The organism is Escherichia ruysiae, assembly GCF_031323975.1.
GTDB classification, from domain to species: domain Bacteria; phylum Pseudomonadota; class Gammaproteobacteria; order Enterobacterales; family Enterobacteriaceae; genus Escherichia; species Escherichia ruysiae.
Genome location: NZ_JAVIWS010000001.1, coordinates 3,676,849 through 3,690,210, shown reverse-complemented (window position 1 = coordinate 3,690,210; position 13,362 = coordinate 3,676,849). Strand labels below are relative to the sequence as shown.

Annotated in this window: 9 protein-coding genes; 3 read left to right on the top strand and 6 right to left on the bottom strand. The window is 47.3% G+C overall.

The features are described from left to right. Positions 1–23: 23 nt before the first annotated feature. On the bottom strand, positions 24–629 hold the full coding sequence (locus RGV86_RS17840) for an ankyrin repeat domain-containing protein (RefSeq protein ID WP_085460429.1): 606 nt from the start codon (positions 627–629) through the stop codon (positions 24–26). A gap of 257 nt (positions 630–886) precedes the next feature. On the opposite strand from RGV86_RS17840, the gene RGV86_RS17835 reads away from it, so the two are divergent. Continuing rightward, on the top strand, positions 887–1,384 hold the full coding sequence (locus RGV86_RS17835) for a DUF1097 domain-containing protein (RefSeq protein WP_001013863.1): 498 nt from the start codon (positions 887–889) through the stop codon (positions 1,382–1,384). Between the two features lie 91 nt (positions 1,385–1,475). Continuing rightward, positions 1,476–2,408: a LysR substrate-binding domain-containing protein gene (locus tag RGV86_RS17830; RefSeq protein WP_001084384.1), complete on the top strand. Its 933-nt coding sequence runs from the start codon at positions 1,476–1,478 to the stop codon at positions 2,406–2,408. Positions 2,409–2,449: 41 nt separating this feature from the next. On the opposite strand, the gene RGV86_RS17825 is transcribed toward RGV86_RS17830, so the two are convergent. From RGV86_RS17825 to RGV86_RS17805, 5 genes are all read right to left on the bottom strand, one after another. Continuing rightward, a complete protein-coding gene (locus tag RGV86_RS17825) occupies positions 2,450–3,538 on the bottom strand; it encodes an EAL domain-containing protein (protein WP_000146396.1) in 1,089 nt (362 codons plus the stop codon). A gap of 141 nt (positions 3,539–3,679) precedes the next feature. Further along, positions 3,680–7,699: an autotransporter outer membrane beta-barrel domain-containing protein gene (locus tag RGV86_RS17820; RefSeq protein ID WP_309508465.1), complete on the bottom strand. Its 4,020-nt coding sequence runs from the start codon at positions 7,697–7,699 to the stop codon at positions 3,680–3,682. 734 nt (positions 7,700–8,433) lie between these two features. Next, a complete protein-coding gene (locus RGV86_RS17815; protein ID WP_000370408.1) occupies positions 8,434–9,129 on the bottom strand; it encodes a LutC/YkgG family protein in 696 nt (231 codons plus the stop codon). Further along, positions 9,122–10,549 (bottom strand): LutB/LldF family L-lactate oxidation iron-sulfur protein, encoded by a 1,428-nt coding sequence (locus RGV86_RS17810; protein WP_000023938.1) that lies wholly within the window; start codon positions 10,547–10,549, stop codon positions 9,122–9,124. Before RGV86_RS17810 ends, RGV86_RS17815 begins: the two co-directional genes overlap by 8 nt. A gap of 10 nt (positions 10,550–10,559) precedes the next feature. Beyond that, positions 10,560–11,279: a (Fe-S)-binding protein gene (locus RGV86_RS17805; protein WP_001102104.1), complete on the bottom strand. Its 720-nt coding sequence runs from the start codon at positions 11,277–11,279 to the stop codon at positions 10,560–10,562. A 493-nt stretch (positions 11,280–11,772) separates the two neighbouring features. Here RGV86_RS17805 and RGV86_RS17800 point away from each other — a divergent pair, with 493 nt between their 5' ends. After that, the gene (locus RGV86_RS17800; protein WP_309508466.1) at positions 11,773–13,326 is read left to right on the top strand and encodes an L-lactate permease; all 1,554 of its coding nucleotides are present in this window, start codon (positions 11,773–11,775) and stop codon (positions 13,324–13,326) included. The last annotated feature ends 36 nt before the right edge of the window (positions 13,327–13,362 follow it).

Here is a 13,362-nt window from a genome sequence, read left to right as displayed (position 1 = left end):
GTGTCGATAGCAAGCCTCCCGGATTATGCACCTGCGGCAATCAGCAATTGAGCAATCTCTTCAAAACCGCGTTCCCGCGCCAGTTCCAGCGGCGTTTTGCCATATTTATCGGTCAGATGCGGGCTGGCACCGTGTTCCAGCAATAACTGGACAATCGCCTGCTGTTTAATACCGCCATCATTAAGCACAATCGCTTCCAGTAATGGCGTCCAGCCAACATGGTTGGTCTGGTTAACGTTAATTTCCGTATGCGCCAAAAGCTCTTTTACAATACTTAAATGGCCTTTTTCACAGGCAGGCGTCAGGCCGACACCGCCAAAACGGGTTACGCAATTAAGATCGGGTTTAGCCGGTAAAATAATTCGTAGTAGCGTTAAATCATCGTTCAGACAGCTAATTAAAAAAGGATTTAAACAGGTATGATCTTGTTTATTAATATCCGCTCCGGCGTCAATTAATGCCTGAATGCAAGCATATTGCTGATATAAACTTGCCAGCGTAATTGCCGTTTTCCCCTGACGATCGCAGGTATTAATATCGACACCCAGCGCAAGGCAGGTTTTTACTTTATCGATATCGCCCTGTTGTGCAGCCAATAAATAGTCGGCAGGCAGATTATTTATAGTCATTAACATTCCCCTGGTTTTTGTGGCTGTTTTCGATGAATTGAGAATAGCAACGAAATTCAGCTAAAAGAACCCGCTTAAATTTAATTCGCCGTATTTCGCCTTTTTGTTGAAAGATGTTCAACAATCTTTTCGCAGTGTGCGGTAGTGCAATATTTGTTTCTTTGACCCGATACCCTTTCACTCAATCAGGTTTTATTTCTCTATAGTCTGCACATGTAAGAGTAGCTTTCGTCCATGTCTAACCAGAGGGGAACAAGATGAACGGACTCACGGCAACGGGTGTCACCGTCGGTATTTGTGCTGGGCTTTGGCAGTTAGTGGCTTCACATGTCGGGCTCTCTCAGGGATGGGAATTATTAGGAACCATTGGCTTCGTCGCCTTTTGCAGTTTTTATGCCGCAGGCGGCGGTAAATCGGGGTTTATCAGAAGCCTGGCGGTTAATTATTCCGGGATGGTGTGGGCGTTTTTCGCCGCGCTGGCTGCCGGCTGGCTGGCTTCTGTAAGTGGTCTTTCTGGATTCTGGGCAAGCGTGATTACTACCGTGCCCTTCTCAGCGGTGGTGGTCTGGCAAGGACGTTTCTGGTTACTGTCATTCATTCCCGGTGGCTTTCTCGGCATGACGCTATTTTTTGCCAGCGGGATGAACTGGACGGTAACGTTACTGGGTTTTCTGGCGGGTAACTGCGTGGGGATAATTTCCGAATATGGCGGACAAAAATTAAGCGAAGCGACAACTAAACGCGACGGGTATTAAAAGTTATTCAAAAATGATTATCTATCTTTAACCGATACCTCTACAGTCATGGCTGGAGAAATTCATATTAGAAAATGGCGGGAATGGTTTAATGAACTCAATTTTTACCGAAGAAAATCTGTTGGCATTTACTACCGCTGCGCGTTTTGGCAGCTTCAGTAAAGCGGCAGAAGAGTTGGGTTTAACCACTTCCGCCATTAGCTACACCATCAAGCGAATGGAAACGGGGCTGGATGTAGTGCTGTTCACCCGCAATACCCGCAGCATTGAGTTAACGGAGTCCGGGCGTTATTTTTTCCGCAAGGCCACCGACCTGCTGAATGATTTTCACGCCATCAAACGCAGCATCGATACTATTTCGCAGGGCATAGAAGCACGCGTGCGCATTTGTATTAATCAGCTACTTTATACACCCAAACACACCGCACGCTTATTACAGGTGCTGAAAAAGCAGTTTCCTACCTGCCAGATTACCGTCACCACCGAAGTGTATAACGGCGTCTGGGATGCGATTATCAATAACCAGGCGAATATCGCCATCGGCGCGCCCGATACGCTGCTGGACGGTGGCGGCATTGATTACACCGAGATTGGTGCGATTCGCTGGGCTTTTGCTATCGCCCCGGATCACCCGTTAGCCTTTGTGCCGGAGCCGATCGCCGAAAGCCAGCTGCGTCTCTACCCTAATATTATGGTGGAGGACACCGCGCATACGATTAATAAAAAGGTTGGTTGGTTGCTGCATGGGCAGGAGTCGATTCTGGTGCCAGATTTCAACACCAAATGTCAGTGCCAGATTTTAGGTGAAGGGATTGGTTTTTTGCCAGATTACATGGTTCGTGAAGCGATGGCGCAATCACTGCTGGTTACCCGACAAATTCATAATCCGCGCCAGGATTCACGCATGTTACTGGCGACCCAGCACTCTGCAACGGGTCAGGTGACGCAATGGATTAAAAGGCAATTTGCGCCAAATGGCATATTAACGGGGATCTATCAGGATTTACTGCATCGGGAGAATTAATCGCTGCCAACCTCCCGATGCGCTGTGAATAGCGGCTTACATCAACCACCGGCTTTCATTACCCAGTCAGAGACAAATTTATTACCCGGAACCGGCGGAGAGTACAAATAGCCCTGCAAAAAGTGAACGCCTTTACCGATCATTAAGTCCGCCTGCTCCTGGGTTTCTACCCCTTCCGCTACGATACTCAGACCAGGCTTACGCGCCAGTTCGACAATATTGTCCACAATATGGCCGGAGATTTCGTCAACACTCGCCATTTGCACAAACGACTTGTCAATTTTAATAAAATCGACCGGAAACGCCTGCAGATAACGATAGGTCGCATAACCCGTACCAAAGTCATCCAGCGCAAAGGTAATGTTGTGCTGATGAAGGCTGTCAAATATCGCTCTGGCTTCTGGTGTTACCGGAATGGGGTTACGTTCTGTCAGCTCAAGAACCAGCTTGATTTTATCATTACCTAATTTCTTGACCAGGTTCAGACACTCTTTTTCAAATCCCGCAGCCAAAAAACAGCCCGCCGAGACGTTGATACCAATATGGAAATTGTCCGGTAGCAAATGTTTTACCGGCAGCAGAATATCCGCAGTCTGTTTCATCAACTGGCGGGTCATTATGACAATAAGGCCAGATGACTCCGCCAGAGGAATAAACTGATCCGGAGGGATAATTCCCGTTTGCGGGTGCTCCCAGCGAACAAGCACTTCACAGCCTGTTAGTACCCCTGTCTGTGCGCAGAAAACAGGTTGGATCCACGGTTTAAATTCATGGTTTTCCAGCGCCAGGCTAATGGCTTCAGGCGTGACAATATGGTGACAACGGTTGTCAGGGATATAGAATTTATTTTTATTACCTGTGGCGGTGACTACCTGTGGATGATATTGAAAAAAGATATCCCGCCAGAAGGTAATATCACTCTGAATACCGAGTTTTTCGTACAGTTGTTTCTTTTGATGTGAAATTGTTTTTGCACTGCGGTTTCTATATTGTGATATTTCTGTAACAGACATCCCCTCCATCAGCAGCTTGAGTAAAAGCCGTTCTTTCTCGGACACAATACCAGGCAACGTCAGATTAACGGTTGCCCCGAACTCTTCAAGAAAAACACTCAAATCATGCGAAGCCATTTAACACACCTTGCTTAAATCATGTGCGCCAGCTAAATCCGCTTGTCTCCTTTCTGGCAGAAAAAGCTGGCGGCAAAAAAATAATACAGAGAGTCGAATTGTCACTCATCCGACTCCCTCTCCTTTTACGAATTATTCAGTTCAGAATGACCACTTAACGCCAATCATCGCGGAGGTGTCATTATATCCCTTGTCAGCAACCTGAACGCCCACATTTCCCCAGACATTCAGGTTGGCATTTAGCTGTCCTTCCACCCCGGTTTTTATCTCGGCAATATTTCGGGTTCCATCCTGAGAGACTGACACGCCATCCATGCGAGTGCTGAAATCCTTACTGTTATGTAGCCAGTTCACTTCCATAAATGGCTGGAACTCGCGGGATTTGCCTTCATCCATTTTATGGTGGCTCTTAAGCCAGGTTTTCACGCCCAGTCGGGTCTGAATATTACCGTCTCCTTCGCTTCGCACCAGAGTACCGTTGCTTTCGCGATGCTTATCAGCTTTTACTCCCATCCAGGTAATCTGTGCTTGTGGCTGGATATACCATTCGTTCCGCGTTCCCTGGCTGCCATTAAATTCAGCTAATTTGTGCTTGTATCCAGCCTCCAGTGAAGCGGTAAACCCTTTTGATTTATAAGATTCGCTCTGTAAATCATCACCTTTCACTGTGTTATCAAACCAGCTGTACTGCGCCCAACTGTCGAGATACGCCCCGTTATGTGACTCATCATCCGCATACCAGGTCGCATATAACCCCGTGCTGTAACCATTCACGCTTGCTTTAGTTCGATAACCGGTGCGCGATGAAATAGTCTTGCTGTCACTGTTACCGTAACCAGCCATGACCCCCAGATGCCAGCGGTCGTTGCCACTTATACTCCACTGCGCGATATCGCCCCCCAGTTGCAGAACATAGCGATTGCTTTGGGTTTTCAACTGGCCACTTGCATCACGCCATTTGTTGTGACCCCCTTCATGACGCATCCACATGGTGGTTTGTTTCTGCTCACCCGTGACCAGATCGGTATAGTATGTGCTCCCCAGACGTTCATGCAGTCGGGAGGTAAACATTGTGTTGGCTGCCGCAAGGTTCGCGATGTAACCACCAGCCTCCGGGCGCAGGTCATTATCCAGAGTCTGGTCAGGAACAGGCGTTGGCTCTGGCGTCGGCTCTGGTGTCGGATTCGGCTCCGGATTCGGCTCCGGATTCGGCTCCGGATTCGGCTCCGGATTCGGCTCCGGCATCGGCTCAGGCTCCGGTTGCGGTTCAACTGACTCACCACCGCTGGTCAGATACCAGTTACCGCTGTTTGCCCCCTGACCACGTGCGAGAGTGTAGTCATACGCGCCCGCAACGATACGCCCCGCCTGAACAAACTCCCCCTCAGACTTACCACCTACATGGATAAGTTCGATACCGTTAAGGGTTTGAGCGCCTGTACCGCCAGCGTTATTCACCGTAACGGACGTCATGCCGCTGGTATCGCCCTCAACAACCAGTTTATCAGTCACTGAATCATCGCCATTCAGTACCGTATTCATAACCAGTTGACCGTTATTACCGTGGTAGTTCCCCTTCACCACTAACGCATTGCCCGCTTGCTGTCCTGACATCCCGGTCATCAGCGTGCCGTTGTTGGTCAAATTGCCACCCAGGCTGTAACTCACTGGCACAGCCGCTCTTTTTTCACCGCTATTATTCAACACCAGGGTGCCGTTGTTCTCAACGTTTGCGCTACCCAATCCCTGTGCGTGGCTTACCAGGACATGAGCTGAGTTAGCAATATTCATATTCGCCGTCAGGCTGCTGTTATCGCCCGCGATATCCAGCGTACCACCCTGAACATTCAGCGTCCCGCTCCCCGTTAATGAACCGGTTGCAGTGCCCCCGTTGGCAAGAGTCAGAGTTCCGCCGTTTAAGTTCAACAGCGAATCGGCGCTACCATTGAGCGTACCCACGGTCTGGCTATGACCATTCATATCCATTTCAGTTTCTGCCGCCAGACGCAGTTCCTGGGTATTACCCAACACATTATCGTTATTCAGCAAGAGCGTCCCGCTACGCAGATCGGTAACACCGGTATAGTCGTTGTCTTTGTTAGAAAGCGATACAGTCTGGCCTTTCTGGCTGCTGAATGCCAGGTCACCATTACCGGTAATTTTTGCGCTGAGATCGGCGGCATTCTCGCTTTTACCATTGGCACTCAGCACCAGGGCATCGCTGTCAGTAGCCTGCAAATCAAGCTGCGTCAGGCCATAGCCGATATACAGGCCGTCATTATTTACCCCACTCGTCAGACGATAGTCATAAGTGCCAACGGCAGCTTTTTTCCCATTCTGCTGAATATCACGTTGCGCACTGCTGGAGAGAGTTTGTCCATTTTTATCCTGCAATTGCAGATTGCCCGCATCCCCCAGCACCTCCGCCCCCTGCGCATCAACCAGCAGAATGGCGCTGTTATCATCATCAACTTCAGTGAGCGATAATGCAGAGTCAATATCACGAGATACTGAGCTTACAACGTCGCGGTCGGCAACCTGAATAACCCCCTCGCCCCGTAGATCCAGCGTTTTGCTAACTTTGACGGTTCCTTCTGTCATCTGTGCATCAGTTGTCAGAGCACCAAAATCAACGGTTCCGCCGGAGAACCCCAGAGTGCTAATGGAGTGAGTACCATTACCCACCGTTATCTGACTTCCCTGACCCGCAGTGATCCCGCCTCTCTGCAGAAACTCAGCATTCTGTTCCAGGTTAAATGTCGTGTTCTGGAACGCCAGTGAACCCTGGAACCAGTCGGTGTAAGCAAACTCATCGAAGGAGAATGCATGATTCCCCATGTCTATTTCAACAATGCCTTTACCTTGAAGATCGTTATCAAATACCCAATCTTTGTTGGCATTAATTTGCAATTTGCCATCAACATCCAGATCCGCATTACCGATGTTCTTTTCTTCAGTAATAACAGCTACAGCATCGGAGGCAACATCAATATATCCGCTGAATGCATAATTATTACCGGTCAAAGCAACCGTCCCACTGTCGATACTGATTGTACCGTTGCCGGAGATCTTATTGGCAAAGGTCATGCTATCGTCAGCCTTCAGGTGTAATTTTCCGCGATTAGAGATATCTGCCGTGCCTATATTTTGAGTGATCCCCAAAGCTCCATTTTGGCCAATCGTTACTTTGCCGCTAAATGCAGAATTATCACCGGTTAAGTAAGTCGTGCCACTGAGCGCATTGATATTGCCCAGCCCCTCACTACCACTGACAATGTTAGCGGAAATAGTCGCGTTTTTATCCGTGTGGTTTAATGTGATTTTCTTTTCGGATGTCGAAGCCCACACAAACTCAATTTTTTCGGCATCAATAATCCCTGCTGCTTTCGCATCACTCCCTTCCTGTGCACCTAACGCCAACTCCGAATTGGTGCTTAAACTAATTTTCGGTGCAGAAATTTTGCCGCCGTCTGAAACAGCAAGTGTGGTATCGGAGTTTTGATTATAATAGCCCAGACTAATTTGCTCACTGGCATTAACTTCACCACCGTTATTAACAGACAGGTACTGATCTCCACCGTAACTGCTGTAAACGCCCATGAAGAAAGTTTTGGAATTTACCTGGCTGCCTTCGCCACTGACATTTCCCTGCGTATAAGTCAGACGACTGGTGCCATTAACATGAATTTTGCCGCCGTTGGAGACATTAAAATAGCCGCGATCGTGCCTGGAGCCAGAGTTTGAGTCATAGAGATCATCAGCATACAATTCACTACCGGCATTTGAAACGTTTAGAAAACCCGTCCCTTTCAGCAATACATCAAGCTGACCATTGATATACACTTTCCCTCCGGTGATATCCAACCCACCACCAGAATTGAGCGTGAAACGTGGACGAGAAGTGTCTGTAACGTCGATAACCAGATTAGCATTATCAGTAACCGTAATACGGTAATCGATGTTTTGATCGGCCTTGCCAAAATCAATAGTCTTGTCCTGGTTCACGGTGACATCACCAGAGAACGCCAGAGATGAATATAAACCTATCGCGCTAATTAAAACGGCTCTTGCCTTCTTTCCTTTTATTCTACTTCCCAGCTCAGAGCAAACGCACCAACAGTTACGGGACCTGTTCCACTTTAGCCGATATATTTTATTCATGAGACTCTCCAGCAATGCATCCAGACAAAACCAAGCTCTCATACACCGAGGTGAATTAAATTCCGCACCTCGACTCATGAGAGATATAAAAATTCAAAAAGACTGCATAATATCGAAAACTGTATAATTCAGGCATACAGTTCAGAGGGTAATATAGGGCTAACTCTCCACTGGACACGTTTTCCAAATTAACAACCGCAACATCATCCTTACATTAACTTCCAGTTTTGAACACAGGCGCATTATATGTATCTACGAATCCAGATCAACTCAAAATATAGTCCAAAGCAAAGCAATGAGAGCTCATATTAATATAAGAAAAATTGGTAACACTAAATGAGTATATAAATATAAGACTTATCTTATTAAAAATAATATATCAACTTAGGACTGAATCCATTCAGCAAAAATATAAGATATTATTAAGAAAAGAATAAATCTCAGCGGGATTTAACTGTGATTACAAGGAAAGCATCTGAATGCTGTAAAAATATAAGCGTGGATTTTTACACTAAATCTTTACAGCGTAAAACTATAATGACACAAACAATCGACGTTCGGTTTATTTTTATCCACCAAACATAACACAAATGAACGGGTGTTTTAACTGCCTATTTTTCCATCACCCTGGTATATGCGCTCCCGTTTCTGAGCGCCCAGATAGAGCAGTTATTCCGTTCAATATGACAGCGCCATTCTGGATGTTCATACCAGAATGGCCGCCAATCTCTCTCTCAACAATCCTCAATAATCAGGTACACCGCCTTCACCGGCCCGTGAACCCCAACGACTTTGATAAGCTCAATGTCCGCTGTTGAACTGGGACCACTGATGATGTTAATGCAGGATGGCATACGTTCACCGGCCTGCGCTTTCTGGTGCAATTTTTCTGCCAGCTGCGCCACTCGGGGCAAAATAGTGCTTTTACGCAAGATAAAAATAGAGGACTCAGGTAGCAGACTCAATGAACGCCCGCGCTCAGCGGCGGAAAAAAGAACCACACCTCCCGACTCTGTTAAGCCATATTCAGCATACACAACGCCAACTTTCGCCTGCTCCGCCAGAGCGATATTCTCGACACCTTTCGCCGGATCCCAAACAGCGGCATTGCATTCCTGCTGTAAACGTCCACTGATCCCCAGCTCCTCCAGTCGCTTGTCGCCACTCACCACGACCGACTGATCTCCCAGCTCTTTACACAAACGTAATGCCGCTTCTGCCGCCTGCGCCTCGCTGGTCAGTTCACAACGCGTCAACATGACATCGCTGGCAAACTGGATAAACGCATCACAGTGCTGCTGTTGATTAAGTTCGGTAAGCCGCTCGTTAGCATAGTTGTTAAGCGGCGCATCTTCTGCTTGCGGTTCACGTCGCAGCGGGCGCCCCAGTGCCTGAGCAACGTTGTTCAAAAATTCGCTCCGATTATCCATTCTTTTTCTCCTGCGCCTGATGTTTCTTAAACCAGCTACGAAAACTCTCTCCGTCAGCTTCAGGAAGATCGCGTGCTTCCATCCAGTCGCTAATTGCGCCGATCCTGAGCGGTGTTTTGCCGCCATTGATAAACCAGCTTGCCGCATGGGCGCCAGCCATCATTCCGACTTTCCACAATCCCGGATGACTATTGGCATAAGCAAACATTTTGATCGCCCGTTGCTCTGCTTTTGCGGTGATTCCTTTTTCAGCCATCACCCGACGATGGCGTAAAATCAGTTTCGACAGAGGAATACGCACCGGACAAACGCTGTCACAGGCCGTGCATAAAGAGCAGGCGTAAGGCAAATCTTTAAAATCTTTATAGCCGCCAAGCAATGGAGAAATCACCGCGCCAATTGGTCCTGGGTAAATAGAGCCATATCCGTGACCGCCAATATGGCGATATGCCGGGCAGGTATTCATACAGGCTCCGCAGCGAATACAGCGCAGCACATCACGAAATTCAGAGGCCAGCACCTCGGAGCGTCCGTTATCAACAATAACCAGATGAAACTCTTCAGGGCCATCAACGTGTCCTGCTTCGCGCGGTCCTGTCAGCCAGGTGTTGTATCCCGTCAAACGCGCACCAACGGCACTGCGCGCCAGCATGGTGATCAATACGTCTACCTCGGCAAACGTGGGGGCGATACGCTCCATACCCATCACCGCAATGTGCGTTTTAGGCAGCGTGGTACACATTCGCGCATTACCTTCATTAGTCACCAGACATACCGAACCGGTTTCTGCCACCGCGAAATTACAGCCGGTAATACCGATTTCAGCACTGAGGAAATCTTCGCGGATCTTTTGGCGAATGAATAAGGTCATCGCTTCAGGCGTTTCCGGGCCATCATAACCCAGGCGTTCGTGTAGCACCCGGCGGATCTGGTGGCGATCTTTATGAATAGCCGGAACCACAACATGAGATGGCGGATCTTGATCCAACTGCAGAATGTATTCCCCCAGATCGGTTTCAATCACCTGAATGCCAGCATCCTGCAACACATGGTTGACGCCAATTTCTTCGGTCACCATTGATTTCGACTTCACCACTTTCCGCGCATTTTTACGCTGGGCGACCTGTAAAATGTAGCGGGTAGCGTCTTCTTTGGTTTTTGCAAAATAGACGTGACCGCCGTTTTGCGTCACTTTTTCTGAGAGCTGGTACAAATAAGCGTCAAGATTACTCAGAACATGATCACGTATCTGGGCAGCGCGATCGCGCCACTCCTCCCAGTGCCCTAGTTCATCAACCATTTTTTGCCGATTTGCACCAATACGCTGCTGCGCATTTGCCACCGCTTTGCGCATGATCGGATCTTCAATTTGCTGACGGATGCGTGTCTTAAATTCTGTATTACTGGTTTTGATCGACATATTTATATCCTCAGCGGCTCATCAGCACTTCAGCAATATGCATCACTTTGACTTTCTGCCCTTCACGTTGTAATCGCCCACTAATGTTCAGCAGGCAACTCACGTCAGCGCCAATTAAATACTCAGGGCGGACTTCCATCAGGTGCGAAACCTTTTCTTTCACCATCTCGCCGGATATTTCGGCCATTTTGACCGAGAACGTGCCGCCAAACCCGCAGCAAGTGTCCTGTTCGGCAAAGGGCAACAGCTCCAGTCCGCGTACATTTTTCAGCAGCGTAAGTGGCTCGTCCTTCACCCCCAGCTTACGGGACAGGCTGCAAGATGGGTGATACACCGCTCTCCCCTGCAAGCTGGCGCCGACATCCACTACCCCTAATTTATTAACAATAAAAGAGGTGAGATCCTGCATACGCGCGGCAACCTTTTCGGCACGTAATGCCCATTCAGGTTCATCCGCCAGATACGTCGGGTAACTTTTTACGGCATAGGTGCAGGAACCAGCAGGTGAAATAATGGGATCGTCGTTATCCTCCAGTGCAGCGATCAGATTTTTCATCCCCGGAATCGCTTCTTTGATATAACCACTATTGATCGCAGGCTGACCGCAGCATCCCTGTTTCTCCGGGAAATTTACGCGACAGCCGAGTTTTTCCAGTAGCAGCACGGAGTCTCGTGCCATCCTTGATTTCAGTGCATCACCAATACAGGTAACAAAGAAATTTACATTCACAACCAACACTCCATTACTTCATTTCTGTTTATGCCCGATGGCAACCACCCCTTCTGGGTTATCAATCATCAATAAAAATAGGGGCTCTTTTTTATTAAGTAATAAAATACAATTCCAAACTCATTTGTATGACAAAACAGATAATCCGTCATTCAATACCTGGATGCAATAACTAATTTTATTTCTTTCGGCATCGCTCACATTTTTATAAAGACACCAGCTATCAACACTGGGGTGAAAATTTGACTTAAGTGGGTCACAAAATTCATAAACCCGACCTTGAATACCTATTTAGAGTTACTCATTAAGGAGCTGTTAAAATATACATACATTATTTTATAAATCAGAATATTAACAATAAATATACAAACATTAACAATGTGTAATTTTATTTTACTGAAGCGATTCAGTTTGCATTTTTTATTTTAATAATGAGATAACCTCCATCGGAAAAATAGATAAACAAGGTTGATAAATATAGTCAGGAATAGAAATGCACGGATATTTAATGTTTGCTATTGCACTCTCACCTTTGCTCCTTATGGTATTTTTGATTCTGAAACTGAAGATACCTGTTCATTATTCAGTTCTGATATCACTGGCATTTACAGCGGCTTTATCTGTCCTGTTCTGGGACATGCCAATACAGAATCTGAAAGCCTCAGTGGGTTATGGCGCACTCAAAGGATTATGGCCGATCGTGATTGTGATCCTCGGTGCAATATTCAGTTATAACGTCATGCAGGCAACCAAAGCTCTGGATATTCTCCGCGATATTCTCGCCAGTATTAGCGAAGATAAGCGTATCCAGGTGCTCCTTATTTCATGGTGTTTTGGTGGTTTTCTTGAGGCTGCTGCCGGCTACGGTACTGCGGTCGCCATTCCTATTGGTATCCTCATCGCGTTGGGATTCAACCCACTGAAAGCCGCAATTGCTTCACTGGTTGCCAATACGGTGCCTACAGCGTTTGGGGCGGTAGGTATTCCGGTTTCAATCCTCGCCGAGCAGGTTAATCTGTCTGTTTACACCTTAGGTGGCACAATTATTCTACAATTAGCGATTTTTAATCTCCTGCTGCCCTTTGTCATTATTTGTATTATTGGCGGCGGCGTGAAAGCGATTCGCGGCGTATTCCTTATCACACTGCTATGTGGCATCGCGACACTTATTCCGCAATACTTTGTTGCCGTCCATCTTGGTGCCGAATTGCCCGCTTTTGCTGGCAGCCTGGCTAGCCTTTTCGCTGTCGCAATTGCCAGCCGTCTGCGCAAAGGTGAAGTAGACCCAGAGTGGCGTATTGAAGCCAGCCATACCCGTGAAATGGCACCACGTTCGGCAAAGGTGCTGTTCCGGGTCGGTTCTATTTACCTGTTTATTTTTGTCTTTATTCTGCTGTGCTCACCGTTATTCCCAACGATAAAAGCAGCAGCATCTCAGCTGGCTTCAGTGCTGCATTTTTCACTGGTCGATGGCGGAACATTAGCATTAAAAATAGAATGGCTCACAACGCCTGGAATGTTGATTATCTTTGCAACTATTCTCGGCGGTTTTATTCAGGGGGCATCAGCACGCGGTATGCTGGAAGTATTTATCAAAACCGTATTCCAGCTTAAAAATTCTATTATTGCGATTATGGCCATTGTCGCCATGGCAACAGTTATGGATCTCAGCGGCATTATTTCTACGCTGGCACGGTCAATTGTCGATCTCACCGGAAGTTCATACGTCTTTCTCGCGCCGGTCATTGGTGCGCTGGGTACTTTTGTCACCGGCAGCGACACTAACTCGAATATTTTGTTTGGCAAACTACAAACTATTGCAGCCAGCAAGCTGCATATCGATCCCAATTGGCTGGCGGCGGCAAATACTTCCGGTGCCACGGGTGGGAAAATGATTTCACCGCAAAGTATTGCCATTGCCGTTTCTGCCACAAAAATGGAAGGGCAAGCCAATCAAATAATGTCTGGCACCATGAAATACTGCTGTGCTTACATCGCAATACTTGGCTTAAAAGTAGGTCTCTTTTATTTCTGGTTTATGCGATAAAGTGGTTTTCTTAACCATACGCTTTTATATGGATAA

Excerpts from the sequence above, each read along its gene's own strand:
- RGV86_RS17820 (WP_309508465.1), bottom strand. The coding sequence starts at position 7,699 with ATGAATAAAATATATCGGCTAAAGTGGAACAGGTCCCGTAACTGTTGG.
- RGV86_RS17810 (WP_000023938.1), bottom strand. The coding sequence starts at position 10,549 with ATGTCGATCAAAACCAGTAATACAGAATTTAAGACACGCATCCGTCAG.
- RGV86_RS17815 (WP_000370408.1), bottom strand. The coding sequence starts at position 9,129 with ATGGATAATCGGAGCGAATTTTTGAACAACGTTGCTCAGGCACTGGGG.
- RGV86_RS17840 (WP_085460429.1), bottom strand. The coding sequence starts at position 629 with ATGACTATAAATAATCTGCCTGCCGACTATTTATTGGCTGCACAACAG.
- RGV86_RS17830 (WP_001084384.1), top strand. The coding sequence starts at position 1,476 with ATGAACTCAATTTTTACCGAAGAAAATCTGTTGGCATTTACTACCGCT.
- RGV86_RS17825 (WP_000146396.1), bottom strand. The coding sequence starts at position 3,538 with ATGGCTTCGCATGATTTGAGTGTTTTTCTTGAAGAGTTCGGGGCAACC.
- RGV86_RS17800 (WP_309508466.1), top strand. The coding sequence starts at position 11,773 with ATGCACGGATATTTAATGTTTGCTATTGCACTCTCACCTTTGCTCCTT.
- RGV86_RS17835 (WP_001013863.1), top strand. The coding sequence starts at position 887 with ATGAACGGACTCACGGCAACGGGTGTCACCGTCGGTATTTGTGCTGGG.